This window comes from Anaerotignum sp., assembly GCF_031981185.1.
GTDB lineage: Bacteria > Bacillota > Clostridia > Lachnospirales > Anaerotignaceae > Chakrabartyella.
In genome coordinates this window covers 5,378-24,214 of record NZ_DALYUL010000035.1, presented here as the reverse complement: position 1 = coordinate 24,214, position 18,837 = coordinate 5,378, and the positions used below count along the sequence as shown (strand labels likewise).

Annotated in this window: 11 protein-coding genes and 1 tRNA gene; 10 read left to right on the top strand and 2 right to left on the bottom strand. The window is 39.9% G+C overall.

Features of this window, described 5'->3' with window-relative positions:
- Both RTK36_RS15080 and RTK36_RS15075 read left to right on the top strand, forming a co-directional pair.
- Positions 1 to 585, top strand: a 585-nt coding sequence (locus tag RTK36_RS15080) for an alanine:cation symporter family protein (protein ID WP_312048057.1), incomplete at its 5' end; no start/stop codon positions are given.
- Positions 586 to 1,283: 698 nt separating this feature from the next.
- Entirely contained in the window at positions 1,284 to 2,663 is a 1,380-nt protein-coding gene (locus RTK36_RS15075) for an alanine/glycine:cation symporter family protein (RefSeq protein WP_312048056.1), read from the top strand.
- Positions 2,664 to 2,776: 113 nt separating this feature from the next.
- On the opposite strand, the gene RTK36_RS15070 is transcribed toward RTK36_RS15075, so the two are convergent.
- Both RTK36_RS15070 and RTK36_RS15065 read right to left on the bottom strand, forming a co-directional pair.
- A tRNA-Arg gene (locus tag RTK36_RS15070) sits at positions 2,777 to 2,850 on the bottom strand.
- 151 nt (positions 2,851 to 3,001) lie between these two features.
- On the bottom strand, positions 3,002 to 4,315 hold the full coding sequence (locus RTK36_RS15065; protein ID WP_312048055.1) for a glycosyltransferase family 4 protein: 1,314 nt from the start codon (positions 4,313 to 4,315) through the stop codon (positions 3,002 to 3,004).
- 170 nt (positions 4,316 to 4,485) lie between these two features.
- Between RTK36_RS15065 and RTK36_RS15060 the strand changes: the two genes are divergently transcribed.
- The 8 genes from RTK36_RS15060 to RTK36_RS15025 all read left to right on the top strand — a co-directional run.
- Entirely contained in the window at positions 4,486 to 6,339 is a 1,854-nt protein-coding gene (locus RTK36_RS15060; protein WP_312048054.1) for an ATP-dependent helicase, read from the top strand.
- Positions 6,340 to 6,552: 213 nt separating this feature from the next.
- Positions 6,553 to 9,078 carry a hypothetical protein gene (locus RTK36_RS15055; RefSeq protein WP_312048053.1) on the top strand — a complete coding sequence of 842 codons (2,526 nt, stop codon included), beginning with the start codon at positions 6,553 to 6,555 and terminating at the stop codon, positions 9,076 to 9,078.
- Positions 9,065 to 9,991, top strand: a complete 927-nt coding sequence (locus tag RTK36_RS15050) for an ABC transporter ATP-binding protein (RefSeq protein ID WP_312048052.1) — start codon at positions 9,065 to 9,067, stop codon at positions 9,989 to 9,991. The genes RTK36_RS15055 and RTK36_RS15050 overlap by 14 nt, the downstream gene beginning before the upstream one ends.
- Positions 9,988 to 10,893 carry an ABC transporter permease gene (locus RTK36_RS15045; RefSeq protein WP_312048051.1) on the top strand — a complete coding sequence of 302 codons (906 nt, stop codon included), beginning with the start codon at positions 9,988 to 9,990 and terminating at the stop codon, positions 10,891 to 10,893. The genes RTK36_RS15050 and RTK36_RS15045 overlap by 4 nt, the downstream gene beginning before the upstream one ends.
- Positions 10,894 to 10,896: 3 nt before the next feature.
- Complete coding sequence (locus tag RTK36_RS15040; RefSeq protein ID WP_312048050.1) at positions 10,897 to 12,360, top strand: hypothetical protein; 1,464 nt, start codon at positions 10,897 to 10,899, stop codon at positions 12,358 to 12,360.
- A gap of 178 nt (positions 12,361 to 12,538) precedes the next feature.
- Positions 12,539 to 14,335, top strand: a complete 1,797-nt coding sequence (locus RTK36_RS15035) for a vWA domain-containing protein (RefSeq protein WP_312048049.1) — start codon at positions 12,539 to 12,541, stop codon at positions 14,333 to 14,335.
- Positions 14,325 to 17,066 (top strand): VWA domain-containing protein, encoded by a 2,742-nt coding sequence (locus RTK36_RS15030; RefSeq protein WP_312048048.1) that lies wholly within the window; start codon positions 14,325 to 14,327, stop codon positions 17,064 to 17,066. The genes RTK36_RS15035 and RTK36_RS15030 overlap by 11 nt, the downstream gene beginning before the upstream one ends.
- Positions 17,067 to 17,629: 563 nt before the next feature.
- A partial coding sequence (locus RTK36_RS15025; protein ID WP_312048047.1) for a VanW family protein occupies positions 17,630 to 18,837 on the top strand: 1,208 nt, incomplete at its 3' end.

Here is an 18,837-nt window from a genome sequence, read left to right as displayed (position 1 = left end):
ATTGCCCGTGGTTTATTTACCAATGAATCAGGCTTGGGTTCCGCACCTATTGCTGCGGCGGCAGCAAGAACAAAAAATCCTGTCCGCCAGGCATTAATAGCAATGTCAGCTGTATTTTGGGATACAATTATTGTTTGTGCTTTGACAGGTTTGGTGCTAGTAAGTTCTATATTAAAGTCACCAGAAGGAATGGTGGATTTGGATGGTGGAGCTTTAACATCAGCTGCGTTTAACCATATCCCTGTAATTGGCCCCATTGTATTAACCATAGGCTTGGTTACATTTGCATGGTCTACCATTTTAGGCTGGAGTTATTACGGCGAGAGAGCATGGGTTTATTTGGTAGGTACAAAGTGCATTAAGCCTTTTCGCGTTGTTTGGGTTATCGTATCATTTGTTGGTTGCGTGATGTCCTTAAAGTTGGTTTGGAACATTGCAGATACGTTAAATGCCATGATGGCATTTCCAAACTTAATTGCTTTATTAGGATTGAGTGGGGTTATTGTATCAGAAACGAAGAAATATTTATGGAGTGAGAATTTGGATGACTGGTCCACTGATGAAATTCCGTCACTTGATAGATAAAAGAAAATTTAATATTCAAAAGCGGTGCAATAGCGCCGCTTTTTTTATGTACAATTTATAATTAAGAAGGAGGGCCGTTTAAGAAACAAGGGGTCTATAAAATACAATTAGATAAAATTATGGAAAGAGCCGGAGTAAAACAATCACAGATTGATTTTGAAATGGCTTTTTTTCATAAGTTGCGTTACAAGCAAGAAAAAAGCCAAAGTATTAATAAGTCGTTAAGAACTTGTTAAAAAAAAGACGCCGTTGTCGTATTTTAGTTAAAAATGAAGCTAATTGAATCGAAATGGCACTTATTAGGGAATGGACTTATGTGCAAAATCACATAAAATGTGGTGATAAATCAAATGTAATTAAAGTATATTACAATCTTTTTGCAGAGGCTTAAATAATATTGGGTAATTTTAATATATATTACACAAATATATTAAAAAAATTGTTATTAAAATGAGAGTGAATGCATAGTTTTATAATGAAAAAAATATAAAACGTGTTTTGAAGTCACAAAAATAGCTTGAAATTTGCAGAAAAATCGGTAAAATAGGATACAAGCAAGAGGCTCTGGTCTGTCAACAAAGAGGCTGACAATGATAATATATTAACAAAGTTAATGTGGGGTGAACAGTAACAAAAGTATTTAGAATTAGAGACTCTGGCGAACGCACTCATTCTTAATTAATTTAGGGGGGAATAACATGGAAGCAATAAATAATTTTGTATCCACCATCAATGGCTTCGTTTGGGGCCCTGTTATGCTGGTTCTGCTGTTTGGAACACATGTGTTTTTAACAATTAGAACGAGATTTGTACAGAGACACATTGGCTTGGCAATCAAACTTTCTGTAACACCTGACAATGATGCTGAAGGTGATGTATCCGGTTTTGGGGCTTTGGCAACTGCTTTGGCAGCAACAATTGGTACTGGTAATATTGTTGGTGTGGCAACTGCCGTTGCATTAGGCGGCCCTGGCGCAATTTTGTGGTGTTGGTTGACCGGTCTTTTCGGTATCGCGACTAAATACGGCGAAGCTCTGTTAGCAATAAAATACAGAGTAAAAGACAAAAACGGATCTATGATTGGTGGTCCTATGTACGCTTTGGAAAGAGGTCTTGGTCAGAAATGGTTAGGCGTACTATTTGCTATTTTTGCAGGCGTTGCTTGCTTCGGCATTGGTAATATGACTCAGGCTAACTCAATTGCAACAATGGTTGATGCAAACTTTCATATTCCTACATGGATTACAGGTATTATTTTAACAATTGCAACAGCATTGGTTATTTTGGGTGGTATTAATTCCATCGCAAAAACTTGCGAAAAACTGGTTCCTTTTATGGCTGGTTTTTATATCTTAGGTTGTATTATTATTCTTGTTATCAACGCATCTTACATCGGTGCTGCATTCAAAACCATCGTGGTTAGTGCATTTACACCTACTGCAGCTGGTGGCGGTTTTGTTGGTGCAACAGTAATGATGGCAATTCGTTTCGGTATTGCCCGCGGTTTGTTTACAAATGAATCTGGTTTAGGTTCTGCACCAATCGCTGATGCGGCTGCTATGACAAGAAACCCTGTTCGTCAGGCTTTGATTTCTAGTTCAGGCGTTTTCTGGGATACAATCGTTGTTTGTGCATTAACAGGTCTGGTTTTGGTAACTTCTATTTTGAAGAAACCTGATGCAATGTCTGGCTTAAATGGTGGTATGTTAACAACAGCTGCTTTTGATACAATTCCTGTTGTTGGACCTATCGTACTTACAATTGGTTTGATTACATTTGCATGGTCTACTATTTTGGGCTGGAGCTACTATGGTGAAAGATCATGGGTTTATCTGGTTGGCACCAAAGCAATCAAGCCTTTCCGTGTTGCATGGGTAATTGTTGTATTTATTGGTTGTGTAACAGCACTTGATCTTGTTTGGAATATTGCGGATACATTGAATGCGATGATGGCATTCCCTAACTTAGTTGCTTTACTTGGACTTAGCGGTGTTATTGTTTCTGAAACAAAGAAATATCTTTGGGATGACAATATGGACGGTTGGTCTACAGATGAAATTCCTACAGTTAACAAATAATTTTGTGTAATAAAAACCCCACGACAAAAGGACGGCATTTGATGCCGTCTTTTTGTTTGAAAAATTTGGAGTAAACAACAAAAAAACCACGATTTAAAATCGTGGTTTTAAAATGTGAGTGACATGATTCGAACACGCGGCCTTCTGATCCGTAGTCAGACGCTCTATCCAGCTGAGCTACACTCACATATCTTTTTGGAACATTACATATGATAATTGATTCGGACAAATTTGTCAAGAGATATTTTGTATATTTGTAAAAAATGTGGAACTGTTTTATTAACAATTCAGTCGGAGCTTACTCCGGCTGAATTGTAAGTTGAACCTTGATAATGGCGTTATTTATGCTTATTAATATAAGGAAAAATTTTTGCAAGCTGTTTTGTATAGGAGAACCTATTTTCCACGAGCTTTCGTGGGAACTTAGTTATTTTTCTTGCTGCCCTTGCACCGATAACCAAAGGAATTGCAGGGGGAGACACCTTTTCCGGTCTATTACCGCTTTCGAGTATTTTTTTATAAAGGCTTTCAACACAGGTGCAAAAGTTTTCGGCGGAAAGATTTTTCATTGTCTCCATGCCTGCTTTTGACAAACGGTTGTGCAAAGCTTCATCAGTGAGCACCTGATAAAGTAAGTCAGGTAAAGATTCCGCATCTTCAAATAATAAGCCTGTTTCGTTATGGCTAATAATGTTTTGAATACAGGGGTCATCTTTAGCAACAACAGGTACACCTGCTGCCATTGCTTCGGCAAAGGTCAGGCCTTGTGTTTCTGATACAGAGGCACTGCAAAAAACGTTACCAAGCTGATAGTATTTACCAATTTCAGTCCAAGGTTTACCACCGGTAAAAATAAGATTGTTTCCAATGCCTAAATTATTGGCCAGAAGCTCAAGATTTTCTTTCTCCGGCCCTTCGCCTACAATTACCATCTTCGCATTAGGCAGTTTCTCCAACAGCGCTGGCATGGCACCCAATACAACGTCAATGCTTTTTTCCTTTGCCACACGCCCGATAGAGAGAACAACGGGGGTATCTGCTTCCAGTTCCAAAGAGTGGCGTAGTGCAAGTATATCCTGGGGGGAATAATTGTCTTTACAGAAATGGACAGTGTCAATTCCTGTTGGAATAATGGAAATAGGGGTGGTAACCCCATAGCTAACAAGAAGATCTTCAGTTTTTTTTGTAGGTGCAATCACATCTGTCGTTGCATTACAGAAAAATTTGCTATACTCTCTGGCCATCTCCTGGGTAATGATATGACCACCTGCAATATAGTGCACATAGTCTTCATACATGGTGTGATATGTGTGCACCAACGGAATTCCCTGAGTGGTTGAAATGTATTTGCCCAAAAAACCTAAAGAGAATTCTGTTTGGGTGTGGATGATGTCCAAATTCATTGCATGGATTTTTTTTGAAAGATGGGGCGGGCATAATAGGCCGGCTCGAAAATTTTTCAAAAACAAAAAAGGCATGCTGGGAATTCTATATACGTTTGGTTCATCTATTTCCGGCGTACGTGGATCCCATGGGGTGAAAATGTAAACGTTATGTCCCTTCTTCTCCAGCCCATGAGCCAATGTGCGTATGGACGTGGCGACACCATTTAGTTGGGGATAATACGTGTCTGAAAATATACCTATATTCATAAAAATGCTCCTTAACTCCATAATAATAAATCATGTCCTTGTTGAAAGTTTAATACACTTCTAATTTTTTTACAACTAAGAAATAATTATGAAATTGTGAAGAATTTATTAATCTGCTCCATTTGTTGTTTTATGATATACTATAAAGCGTATAGAATGGAGCGTAGAATATGAGTAAATTGCTAAACGAAAATCAAAGAATTGCAGTGAATCATGGGGAGGGACCCATGTTGGTTCTGGCTGGGCCGGGCAGTGGAAAGACTACGGTAATCCTATGCAGACTACGGCGGTTTTTGTCGGAAAATAAAAAAAATGGTATTCTTGTTGTGACTTTTACAAAGGCTGCTGCAACGGAAATGAAAGAACGATTTGGAGATCGGGGAAGTGATAGAATTTTATTTTCCACATTCCACAGTCTTTTTTTTCGTATTTTGCGGCGCACCTATGGATATACCTCTGAAAAAATTATGGGGGAAGAAGAAAAATTCAAAGTTCTGCAAGGTATTCTATCAGAAAAAAATTGGAGTTTAAATGACCCTGATGAGTTTATTTCCCAATTTATGATGCAGGCTTCTTTTATGGGGAATGAACTGCTTACACCTATGGAGTTTATACCAGATGGGATGGAGCGGGACATGTTTCGCCAAATGCATCGGGCATACGAGGGCTATAAGGAGCGGCACGGAAAGCTTGATTTTGATGATATGCTGATTCAATGCTATGAGCTTCTAATGGAGGATCAAAAGACCTTGGCCTTTTGGCAGGAGAAGTTTCCATATATTATGGTAGATGAATTTCAGGATATAAACAGGGTGCAGTATGAATGCTTGCGTTTATTGGCAGCACCAAGAAATAATTTGTTTGTGGTGGGTGATGATGACCAAAGTATATATGGTTTTCGAGGTTCTCGCCCTGATTTTCTTCTGGAGTTTGAAAGGCAATATCCTGAGAGTCAAAATGTAGTTTTAGATATAAATTATCGCTCCAGCGACCGCATTCTCTCTTTGGCGGGAAAAGTGATTGACGTGAATGAACGGAGATTTGGTAAGGAATTGAAGGGGGCCAATGGCAAAGGGGAAAAGGTCTCTTTTTTTCTGGCGGAGGATACTACCGCAGAAGCAGAAAAAGTTGCGGAGAAAATAGGCGGCTTATTGGAAGACGGTATTGCATTGAATGAAATTGCAGTTATTTATCGGACTAATTTGCAGGGAGGTGCCTTTGCACGGGCGTTGTATCGCCGGGGGATACCTTTTGTGATGAGAGATGGCGGAGGGAACATTTATGACCATTGGATTGCCAAGGACATGCTTGCCTATTTAACCCTTGGAGAGAGTGCAGATGCAGACAGTGCGCTGCGGCGTATTTTAAATAAACCAAAACGTTACATAAGCAAAGATACATTAGAAGAAGCAGGAAAAATGCCATATACCTTGCTAAGAAGTTTTTTTGTATGCCCTTCCTTAAAAAAATGGCAGGAAGAAAGCCTTGAGAATTTACAGCGGGACTTGGTACAGATAGGAAAAAGAAATCCTTATGATGGGATAAACTATATTCGCCGGGTAATTGGTTACGATGAATATTTGGAGGAATATGCTGCTTTTCGCAAATCCAGCGGCCGGGCATTTTTAGAAATTGCCGATGAAATAACAGAAATCGCAAAAAAAACAATAGATTTGCGAGAGTTTCGTGGAAATTTGGAGGAAATGAGCCGCCAAATGCAGGAACAAGTCCGAGAAAAAAACGTCATAAAGAAAGGAGTTACCCTGTCCACCATGCACGGCGCCAAGGGCTTAGAGTTTTATGCAGTTTTTCTACCATCGCTGACAGAAGGGGTTGTGCCCCATGAGCGTGCAATGGAAGGCTTGGAGGAAGAAAGACGCTTGTTCTATGTGGCTTTGACCAGAACAAAGGAAAAGCTATGTTTATCTGCCACGAGAAATCGCTATGGGAAGGAAACAAAGCCATCTAGATTTTTAAAGGAAATGGATTTGGATGTGGAGGGGCTATATATAAAGAAACCTTAAAAAATCGTAAGGAAAAGTTAATACATTACATCTTTTTGATTGCTATAATAGAATCTAATGGAAAATTAATAGTATGCCTTATTTTTGTAAGGTCTTTCCCTGAATGAGTGGTTTAAAAATAACATTAGTAATGTTAAAATACTCAATCAGTTATGTAGGAAATGCTATAACTCAAGGAACGGCTTTTAAATGATTAATATTGTGGAGGGGATTATGAAATATCAAAAGAGGCAAGAAATGAAGAAAAAGATATTGGCAATCATTGCACTGCTTATGGCATGCATAATGGTTTTAAGCTTGATTGCACCATTTACAATTTTTGCAGCGCCTGTAGCAACAAATGCAAAAACAGTAGTAATGAATGGCAATGAAGATGAAAATGTTGTGGATGACACCATTGGGACTTTAAAAACCTTTGGTAAAGAACAATTTGATGTGGAACTACGGGCGGGCTTTGATGGGAATTATGTTGTGAAAAAGGCAATGCCTGTGCAAGGTGTGATTACCAATCATGGGGATGCTTTTCATGGAGAAGTTCAAATTAAGGCGTATACAAGAAGCGTTAATCGAGATAAGGAATATGCTATTTATTATCAAAAGCTTGATCTGGAACAAGGTGCTTCTAAGGCAATTGATATGGCTGCAACCATGGGTAGTATCCATAAATACTTAGAAATTTCTTTGGTTGATGAAAAAGGAAATAAGGTTTATCAGGATTATTTATTTTTAACGGCTAAAGATCCTAAAACAGTTATGATCGGCGTTTTAAGTGAGAGCCCTCAAGATTTAAAGTATTTGAGCAATTTACACCTTGCTCAGACTATTGAGGATAATCAGGATAACCAAGAAAGTTATCAAGTTGAATTAAATAAAAAATATGACTACCATGTTTATTTAAATGAAAGTACGTTTCCCGGTACCATTGAAATCTTAAATAGCTTTTCAGTTTTGGTTGTAGATGATTTTGACTTTTCTGTACTTACCCAAGAACAGAGACAGGCTCTTCATCAGTGGATTTTGGGTGGAGGAACTATGGTAGTAGGTACAGGGGCAGCAGCTCAAAAAACATTGAAAGGTTTGGATTTTTTAGCTGACATTCAGGTAAAGGGAACCACAAGTGTTTCTGAGGTGATGGGAGTAACGGGAGAAATTCCTCTAGCACAATTAAGTGGAGAAGACTTATCTGTTTTGTGGGGAAGTGATGGAACAACGTATCTCTCAGTTTTGGAAAAAGGAAAGGGACATGTGATTCTCAGTCATTTTTCTTTATCACAAGCACCTATGGCGGGACAGGCTACAACATTGGAAATGCTAAATGTTGGACTGGGTCAAGTGGCATCAGAGGCGTTTTATGTTGATTTGAATGATGATGGTTATTATGACAACTTGCGCTATATTGCTACTAATTTTCCTCCTTTTGGAATGAGTTCTATCCTATTTATTTTTGGAGCAATTGCAGTTTATATTTTGATTGTAGGACCTGTACTCTATTTTATTTTGAAGAAGAAAGATAAGCGAGAGAAAGGTTGGATTTTTGTACCTGCATTTTCTCTTATTTTTATGGGGGTGGTGTTCCTATTGGCACAAAGCAGTTCTTATAGAAGCGGTATGATTCATAGCGTTTCCACTGTGGAAATGCAGGAAGGCTCTCATATTGCAAAGGCAGATACAGGCGTGGCAATTAAATATGCAAGCAAGGGAAGTGTAACCTTTTCCTCTGATGAAAAAATACCAATTAACATCAATATGGATGAAAATCATTATAGAGAAACTTTAAGCAATAATGAGGTATGTGCTTATCGCATTTTATGCGGAAATACAACAGAGGTGACCTTTTCTGACAGTGAGAGCTGGGGCACACAGTATTTTAGCACGCAAAGCAGTGTAGACTTGGGTGGCAATGTTGAGAGTACTGTTCGTATGAAGGACGGAAAATATGTTGGTGAAATTATCAATCATACCAACGTTGATTTTTATCAGATAACTTTGATGCTGGATGGAAATTTTCATAGTTTTGAATCTTTGAAGGCGGGAGATACCCTAACGGTAGATCTTAAAATTTCAGATTTGGTAAAAGAGAATCTAAACCTTTATGGAGGATTTAACGATGAAGTTGTTAGAGAACAGGTGGCAAGCGGCGAAATAACAAGGAAAGAAGCCTACATGTGGTATATGGAGCACGATTTGCGCGAGCGTTATTATAATTATCAGCAAAATACGTCTTTAATTCCTGTCACTTTTTACGGCTATAGCCAGAAGCCTATTTTAAGTGGTGAAAAAAAGCTGAATGGAAAGCAGGTGCTGGAAGACAGCTTGACCATGTATAAACAAGATTTTGCGTTGGAGCTATCAAAGCAGGAACAATTTGAGATTAGCTTGAATGGCTCCATTGATTCAAATACAAAATACAACGAAAATAATGATGAATTTGGTTCCATACTATATCCTTATGAGGAATCTGATTTTTATATTACCTATGCTTTGCCGGAAGGGGTTAAGATTAATCAGATGGAACTTCAGGGAACTACCAGAGATTATGTGTCACTTCCAGAGATGCTGACTATTTTTAACCGAAAGACCAAAGAATGGGACGAAATGAATCTGGGAGAGAAACTTGCAGTAGAAAACTATATTGATGAGAGCAATAAGGTGGAAATAATGATGCATTGCTTGAAAGAAAAAGAAACTGTTTTGCCTAAATTATGGATGCAAGGAGGTGGTCTGTTTGTTGGAAATTAAAGATTTGGTCAAAAATTATGGTAAATTTACCGCAGTGGACCGCCTGACATTATCAGTTGGAAAAGGTGCAATTTGCGGATTTGTAGGCCCAAATGGAGCGGGGAAGACAACAACCATGCGTATTATGTCAGGGTTATTGAATGCGTCCTCGGGCAGTGTGATTATTGATGGGGTTGATGTAACAAAAAACCCCAGAGCGTTGAGGGAAAAAATTGGCTATATGCCCGACTTTTTTGGAGTATACGATAATCTAAAGGTAACAGAGTATATGGATTTTTATGCGGGAGCTTATGGAATTGCATATAAGGATAGGGCATCTATTATTGATAATCTCTTAGAAATTGTAGACTTATCCCATAAAAAAGAAAGCTATGTGGATTCTCTTTCAAGGGGAATGAAGCAAAGACTCTGTCTGGCACGAAGTCTTGTCCATGACCCTGAGCTATTAATTTTAGATGAACCTGCGTCAGGATTGGACCCAAGGGCTAGGGTGGAAATGAAAGAGGCTTTAAAACAGTTGCAGGAGATGGGAAAGACGATTATCATTAGTTCTCATATTTTGCCTGAGTTGGCGGAGATGTGTACAGAGGTTTGTATCATAAACCGTGGAAAACTGGCTGCACAAGGTTCTGTACAGGAAATTATGCAGAAATTGAGCCAAAAGAGAATTATTCATGTTGAACCCCTCAGAGAAATGGAACAGATGATTCAAATTTTGAAGGAGCAACCTTTGATTCGTTCTATTTCGGAAAATACCAAGGATGTGGAGTTCGATTTTACTGGCACCAATGAAGAACTTTCTGGCATTTTAAAGCAAATTATATTGGCTGATATTCCACTCCTTTCCTTCAAAGAAAAGGAAGGAAATCTGGAAGAAGTATTTATGCAGGTAACAGGAGGTGAAGGCGTATGATGAACCCCGTATTAAGAAGAGAGGCAATTACCTCTTTGCGTGGATGGAAAAACTACGCGGTATTAACATTTTACTTATTAATGATGATAACGGGTGCGGGTATTTTCTTTTATGCCAGCGTTTTCCAATCGTATCGTTTCTCCTTTGATCCTCAAAATATTGTTTATTTGTACGTAACCTTAGCAGCGATACAGATGGCGTTGATTGTTTTATCAGTTCCAGCATTAACTGCAGGCAGTATCAGTGGTGAGAGAGAGCGACAAACTTTGGATTTGCTCTTGGTGACTAAGCTTTCTCCATTTTCTATCGTAACTGGAAAGTTGTTATCCTCTATGGCCTTTGTACTGCTTTTGATTATCAGTACACTACCTGTTTTTTCCATTGTATTTTACTTTGGGAGTTTGGGAATTGGATCCCTTTTGATGATGATTGGGTTTACTTTGACAACGGCATATATGCTTGGTGGAATTTCTGTATTCTTTTCATGTATTTACAAAAGAACGGTAGTTTCTATTATGCTGGTGTATATTATTACTGGTGTTTTATGCTTCGGTACGCTGCTTATGGTATTGCTACCATTGGCCACAAGGGGCTATGGTCAAATTTCGAATACAGCAACCCTCATTAAATTAATTCCAAACCCTGGTGTGGGATTCTTTTCTTTGATAGATCATCAGATTGGTACCAGCATTGTAAATGATGTATTTTTTCATAATGTAAATAGCACAAAAAAGACCTTTGTTTTATGGGCAGCTGGAAACCTTTGGGTGCTGCATATGGTATTTCAAGTTGTTATAGGCTCTGTTTTTGTGGTTTTGGCGTCAGGCTTAATTAATCCTGTTCGAGAACGCAAACAAAAGAACAAATTGACTAAGACAAAAAAGAAAAAAAGCGAGGAATAAGCGATGGGCAAGTTTCATACCCTATTGACTCCATTAAAAAGAAAATTGTTTTTTGAAGGCTTTCTTCAAAAACTCATTGGATTTTGGCTGGCGGCAAGTATACTTGGACTTGCCGTTGCTCTGCTGTCAAAAATTATATTTCTGCCGGATGTAAATCTAATCATTCTTTGTGATTTTGGCATTGCTTTTCTTTTAGCCCTGGGTTATGCCATTGCAAAACGACCAGATTTTAGCAAAACAGCAGCTACCGCAGACGCTTTAGGCGGGCAGGAACGTATGATTACCACCTTGGAATTATTACAAAAGCGGGAACCTTCCGAGGTGGAAAAAATGGCAATAGAGGATGGAATGAAAATTGGATTGGGAACTAATTTTTCCAAGGCATACCGGGTGGGTATTCCAAAGAGATTGCCCCATTGGATGGTATTGTTTTTAATTCTAACAATGGCAACAGGCTTTTTGCCATCCCCCCGAGAGGAAAAAGCGGAGATTTATGCAAAGGCAAAACTTGTACAGATAGAAAAGGTAATCAAGTCTGTGGAAAAAGATGAAGAACTTTCTGTTGAAGAGAAGAAGCTTTTGCAAAAAGAAATGAAAGCGCTTTCTAAGGAACTTAAGCGTGCTCCAAGCAAGGAAGCAGGAGAGACAGCGGTGCAAAAAGCCCAACAGGAAATGAAACAGCTTGAGAAGGACAGTGTTTCCAAGGATTTAAAGCAGCTAGCACAGGAGTTCGCAAAAGAAGAGCTTACTGCGCCATTATCAGAGGCGGCGGAAAAAGGTGACGCTAAAGCAATAGAACAGGCCATTGCCAAGCTTCAGGAGCAAATGAAAAAGCTTACGAAGGAGCAGCTTTCTGCTCTGGGCAAACAGATGGGGGCGGCAGCGGCACAAATGAGTGAAGCGGATTTGGCAAAGGCGTTAGAGCAATTGGCAGAAGCGCTAGAAAATGGAGAGTTTTCTTCAGAACTTTTAGAACAGCTTCAGCAGCAAATGACTACACAAAGCTTAGAAAATGCAGAATTAAGAAAAGCACTGCAAAATGCTAATCAGGCGTTAGGCGATGGAGGTGGTCAAAAACCTCAGCAGGGTCAAGGACAAGGTCAAGGACAGGGCGCAGGACAGGGACAAGGTGCAGGTCAGGGCCAAGGTACAGGTCAGGGTCAAGGACAAGGCTCAGGACAAGGTGGCAATGGCAGAGGAAGCGGGCATATTGATGGAGAAGAAGTTTTTACAAGAAAAGCCATAGATAAGGCTGGCTATAACTCCCAGGTAAGTGGAACCAAAAATGAGGGTGGCGATAGTTCTATGACACAGCAGAAAACCATCGGTGAGGATGGAGAAAGATTGCCTTATGAGCAAGTTTTTCATAGCTATCAAAACGAGGCCATGAAGGCATTGGATGAACAAGACACTCCCTTCGGTATGCGTCAGTTGGTATCTGATTATTTTTCCACACTGGAGAGATAGAATTTGTACTGGGGGTAGGAAGTTGCTTCACGCTTCTTTCAGCCCCTATGATTATGTTATAAAAGTTGGATCAAGCCTCTACAAGGGCTTGCAGGGTTGGGACAGCGTCACGACAATGATCTTGTCCTTATGATCTTGGTCTTATGATCTTGGTCTTATATTTTGAAGGGGGGAGCGTATGCGATTTTTCACACCATGGGGATTGCTTGGGCTTTTGGCGGTACCTGCAATTATTTTGATGTATTTGCTGAAACAAAAATATAAAGAGACGAAGGTTCCCAGCCTTTATCTTTGGAAAAAAGCAATTCCTGAGTCAAAAGCACAGGAGCCATGGCAAAAGCTAAGGAAAAATATCCTTATGTTCCTCCAAATTGCTGGGGCTGCGGTTTTAGCGTTTGCTTTGGGCAGCCCGTATATTATGGGAAAAACTCAAGTGGTGGATTACGTTCTGGCATTGGATTGCTCCATGAGTATGCAGGCCAAGGATGTGGCAGAAAGTAGATTTGTTACAGCAAAAAAAGATATGCTCCATTTGGTTGAGGAAGCGACGCCAGAAACCACCTTTTCCTTTATCATACTGGGGGAGGAACCTTCTTTGGTTTTAAGTGGCACCCAAGAAAAACAGGAGGTGCTTCGCTGTATTCAGGAAGCACAAGTGACAGATGGTGGCGTAGCTTGGGATAAAGCGAAAAAAGTTTTAGAAGCAGAACAAGACGTTCTTGGCGGACAAATTGTTGTTTATGCCGATGATTATGGTTCGCTGAGTGATTTACCTGTGGAAGAACAGGTTTATAATAAAGGCGGAAATAATAGCGCCTTATCCCTTTTATCTTATACAGAGCAAGAGGATGGACTTTCCGTTTTAACTCGCTTGGAAAATTGGGGCGTGGGAGGAGAGGAGAAAACAGTAACCCTTTATGTGGATAATACCGTTTATGATACAAAAAGCGTTTCATTGGAGAAAGGGGAAAAGATGGATGTCAGCTTTCGGGGTGTACCCAAGGAGGCAAAATCTATTATGGCTCGTTTGTTCCCTGAGGATGACTTGCTGGCAGATAACATGCGCTATGTAGGTGTTTCTTCGGCAAGCAGTGAAAGAGTGCTGTTGGTTACTGAAAACAATTTATTTTTAGAAAAAGCCCTCTCTTTGATAGAAAATGTGGAATTATATAAAGCTTCTCCTGAAAACATGGCAGGCATTTCAGGCTATGGGTTATATATTTATGATGGATGCTTACCCGAGATAATGCCTGATGATGGGTTTGTCATGTTGATTAACCCTCCCGAGAATGCATATGTCACTATGGGTGAAACAAAGGACATATCTGCCACAGCTCGTATGCTGGATAATACCGGTTTAGATGACATTTCTACGATCTCTTTTGAGGTATCAAAGGCGCGTGCTCTCAACGCAAACTGGGGCAAGCCTCTCATTCGTGGGGGAAGGGATAGCTTGGCTATTTTTGGTGAATATCAAGGGAAGAAGATGGCAGTCTTTGGTTTTGATTTGCATGATTCGGATTTGCCTTTGAATGCAGGGTTTCCCATTTTATTTTATCGTCTTATGGAGTGGTATTTTCCTGATGGCGAAGGGGCATTAACTCAACAGCAGGCCGGAGAGACAATTTCGTTTTCATTGCCACCGGAAATGGAAAAAGCCTGGGTTATGACGCCACAAGGAAGCAAGATGGTTATAGCACCGCCTTTTCCGTCTCTACCCTTTACCCAGACATCCAAAACAGGGTTTTATTCCTTGGTTGAGGAGGATGGAAGTGGCACTCAAACCACTCAAATATTTGGGATAAACCCCAAGACTGATGGTGAGTCTGATTTAACATTAAAGGGAGAACAGAAGGCTGAAGAGGGTGTGCAGGCAAAAACAATACATTCAGGAAAGTCGTTGCGAAACTTATTACTTTTCCTTTTATGCGCAATATTATTAATAGAATGGCGGGTGAATTGCCGTGAGCATTGATTTTATGAAGCCTTACTGGCTATGGCTATTACCTATTTTTGTTGGAATCATATGGTATATGGCTCATAAAGGGCAGTTTGCCTCTGCTTTTCGCCGCAGACTCCATACAGGTATGCGAATTGCCGTTTTCAGCTGCATTGTACTGGCAATGGCTACCCCCCAAGTTTCAAAAAAGTCTGACATTACTACTACAGTATTTGCTGTAGACCGTTCTGCTAGTGTAAAAAACATTGACATCAGCGGTTTTATGAAGGAAGCGAATGATGCCCGAGGTAAAAAGGACAGTGTGGGTATGGTGTGTTTTGGGAAGGAAGCAGGGGTAGAACTGTTACCTTCCTTAGATGGGACTTTGCCTACAGACGGATTTTTAACTTATGTGGATGAGGGTGCTTCGGATTTGGCTTCGGCACTTAAGCTCTCTGGAAGCATCCAACCTAAAGGAACGGGGAAACGTATTGTTTTGATATCCGATGGTGAGGAGACCACTTCCGATGCCCTTTTGCAAGCGAAAGTCTTGGTGGCACAAGGAGTGACCATTGATGGTTATGGCTTGACTGAGGAAATTGGGGTGGAGGTTCAAATTACAGATTTGGAGATACCTGCGCTTATCAATAAGAATACTGCTTATGATATTGCCCTTCGGTTAGACTCAAATGTGGACACGCCTTTAGAAATTCGCCTATATAAAGGAAATACACTGATTGGCAATGAATCAGTTAACATCACGGTAGGAGAAAGCCGTATCGTATTTTCTGATACGACTGCTGATGGTGGCGGTGTGGTGTATCGGGCTGAAATCACCCCTGAAAAGGATACTCAGAGTAAAAATAACAAGTTTTTTGCCTACACTTATATAGATGATATTCCTAGAGTATTGTTGATAGGTGATTCAAAAGATACAGAAGGCTGGAATGGTATTATTTCCTCCTCTCAATTACAGGTGGATCGTGTTTCTGCCGGTGGTGTACCTGTTTCTACGGAACGATTGCAAGGGTATGACTGTGTTGTAATGGCAAATGTTTCGGTGGGGGACCTTCCTGAAGGATTTTTAGAAGTTTTGGAGGCCTATGTGAAAACTATGGGCGGAGGATTAATTGTCAGTGGTGGCGAAGATTCTTATGCTTTGGGTGAATATTTTCATACAGAGCTTGCTGATATGCTTCCTGTTGATATGGAACTGAAAACGGAAGGCGAAGAGCCGGATTTGGCAATGGTTATGGTGATCGACCGATCGGGAAGTATGATGGGGGAAGCCTATGGCATCACCCAGTTGGAAATGGCAAAGGAAGCGGCAATTCGTAGCTTAGATGGTTTTAAGGAAAAGGATCAAGTGGGTATTATTGCTTTTGATGACCAATTTCAGTGGGCAGTGCCTATGACATTGGTAAGTGGAAACAAAGACAGTATTCAACAGCAAATTGGAGAGATTCAAGTTGGTGGTGGAACAAGTATTCTACCTGGCTTAACAGAGGCGGTACGGGCATTATCTGAATCAAGTGCGAAAGAGAAACATATTATTCTTTTGACAGATGGACAGGCGGAGCGGGAAGGTTATGATCCTGTACTAGCTAAAATTAAGAATTATGGAATTACACTATCTTCTGTGGCTGTTGGTGGAGGAGCAGATAGTAGTCTATTGCGCAAATTGTCGGATGCAGGGAATGGACGATATTACTTTACCGATGAATTTACGGATTTACCTAGCATTTTTGCCAAGGAAACCCTATTGGCGGGAAAGGAATATCTGAACAACCGTCATTTTTATCCCAAGCAGAAAGATGCTTCGGCAATATTGTCGGATATCACTTCTGTTCCCAGAGTGGGTGGATATATTGGTACAACGGCTAAAAGCCGTGGTGATGTGGTTTTAATCAGTGATAGAGATGAACCCATTCTTGCCACTTGGCAATACGGACTTGGCAGAACAGTGGCGTGGACCCCTGATGTTGGAGGAAGATGGACAAAGGAATGGCTGAATTCAAAAGAAGGAAGCGGAATCTTAAGAAATACCCTAGGATGGGTTATTAATGTCCAAATGGCACAGGATATGAAGCTGACTGCCGAAAGCGGTGCTAAAAAAAGCAGCCTTCGGCTGGAAATGCCCTTTGATGAAAGTATAAGCAAGATCACAGCAACGATTTTAAATTCTCAAGGAAAAGAATATGAAACCCAATTTATAATGATTGCCCCAGGTATTTACCAGGGAGAGTTGGCAACGGCCCAAGAAGGAGCCTATGTTGCAAATCTTTTGATAGAAAAGAAGGAAAGCAAAGATTATTATAAAACGGGTTTTGCCCTTTCCTATCCCTCTGAATATGATATAACAAAAAAAGGGAGTGGATCTGCCTTGTTACAGCAGATCGTATCTGTAAGTGGTGGAAGGATTTTGACCAAAGGCAGTGAGGTGTTTGAATCTCGTCCATTACCTGAGGTGAGCAAAAAGGATTTATCCATGCTCTTGATGGTATTTGGAATGCTTTTATTACTACTGGATATTGCTTTTAGACGTTTTCCTGTTTTATTATTAACCTTGGAAGGAATGAGTTTTTCAATAGGAAGAGGGAAGAAAACCGTTGTGAAAGGAAAGAAAAAGCCTTTTATCAATGAAAAGAAGAACCAAGTGCCGGAACAGATCCCCATAAAGGCACATAAAGAAGAAACCTCCGAGAATGCTAAAAAAGAGAATACAGCAGCAAAATTAGTGGCATCGAAGAAAAAAAGGGGAAATTGAAAAAAATTCCTGTAATGTAATAAAAAAGTAATGTAATTTTTGACGATTAATATTGTAATTTAAAATATACTCCGTTATGATAGATTTATATTGACTGTATTTACAAATTCAGTCATTTACATAACGGCGTATTTTTTTTCCGGTTTTTGCATTTTATAGAATTGTAATAGCATGCCGGGTTATTCATCCTCAAAAGATTAAAAAGTTTCTGAACAACAGCATTTTATCCACGGTTGATAAGGACAAGAAGCTTTGTGCAGAGTGAAAAGCTTGGGAATCAGTATTTTGATCCGAGTAATTTCATTCACCGCCAAAGCCTGAAAATATTCCATGAAGTCATATAAATAATGAGGTTTTTTACTATTTTTTAAGTGTAAACACCCTTTGTTGTAAGTAATATTCATAAAAATATTACAATTACGGATTCTGTGAATAACGTGATAGCCCTTGATAAAAAAACGGGTTTCAAATGCAAGTTTTAGAAGAAAGCATACTATAATTGAATTAGAATGATTCTGTTTTGCTAAATCTGGGGGGCAGCCGTAGAAATAGGGGGTAAAAGGATGGAACAAAAAAGTGGAGGAAGACGATTTAGGAACAGGCCCAAGAAAGCAGGGATTGGTATTTTCATTGGTCTTGTTGCATTATGTATTTGCACGACTGGTGGCTATTTCGTTTATGCAAATAATCAAAATCAAAAATTACAAAGGATTTTAGCTCAAAGCGGAATTTATCCGGGGATTACCATTGAAGGGGTTGATGTTAGCGGACTTAGCAAGGAAGCAGCAACGGATTTACTAACGGGCACCCATGGAAAAGATGCTTCAACCCAGACACTGGTACTGTTCTATGAGAGTGAGGAGTGGAATTATACTTTCCAGGAAATCGGTGCCAAATTTCAAGTAGAGAGGGCGGTTGAAGAAGCTTATCAATTGGGACGATCAGGTACAGAGAAGGAAAATATGAAGGTGGTAGCTTCCTTATTAAAAGAAGGAAAGGATATTCCACTAGAGTTTTCTTATGATGAAATAAAAATGCAAGATATACTCATCGATGTTGCTGCTGCCTTTAATCAAGAGGCGCAAAACAGCACCTTAAGCCGCAGCAATGGCCGATTTACCATAACCAAAGAGGTGCAAGGGCGTAAAATGGATGTGGGTGCCACTATGCTGAATGTAGATAGAGTTATGCAAACCATGAAAAGTGGAAGGGCTGCAATTGTGGCAAATACCACTGAGCCTGACATTACCTATGAGGAGAATCAGTATGTAACAGATTTGATAGGTTCATTCTCTACAAAGTACACTGCTTATGATAAAAACAGAAATACCAATTTGGTGGTTGGTTGTAAATATATTAACGGAACAATTATAGCACCTGATGAAGTTTTTTCTGCTTCGGAAGGATTGGGCGAGCAGACCTATGCCCGCGGATATCGTGACGCAGGGGTATATGTAAACGGAAAAGTAGAGGCAGGAATGGGCGGTGGTGTGTGCCAGATTACGTCTACGTTGTACAATGCTGCTATTTATGCAGAGTTGGGTATTGCGGAAAGGTCACCCCATTCAATGACTGTAGGGTATGTTCCGTTGGGGAGAGATGCTGCTATCGCAGGAACATATAAAGATCTAAAAATAAAAAATGATACAGGATACCCTATTTATTTGGAGGCATATGCTTCAAATGGGGTTTTGCAGATAAATTTGTATGGGCACGAGGTGCATGAAGCAGGTAGAAAAGTTGAATTTGAAACAGTTTATGAAGCTACGAT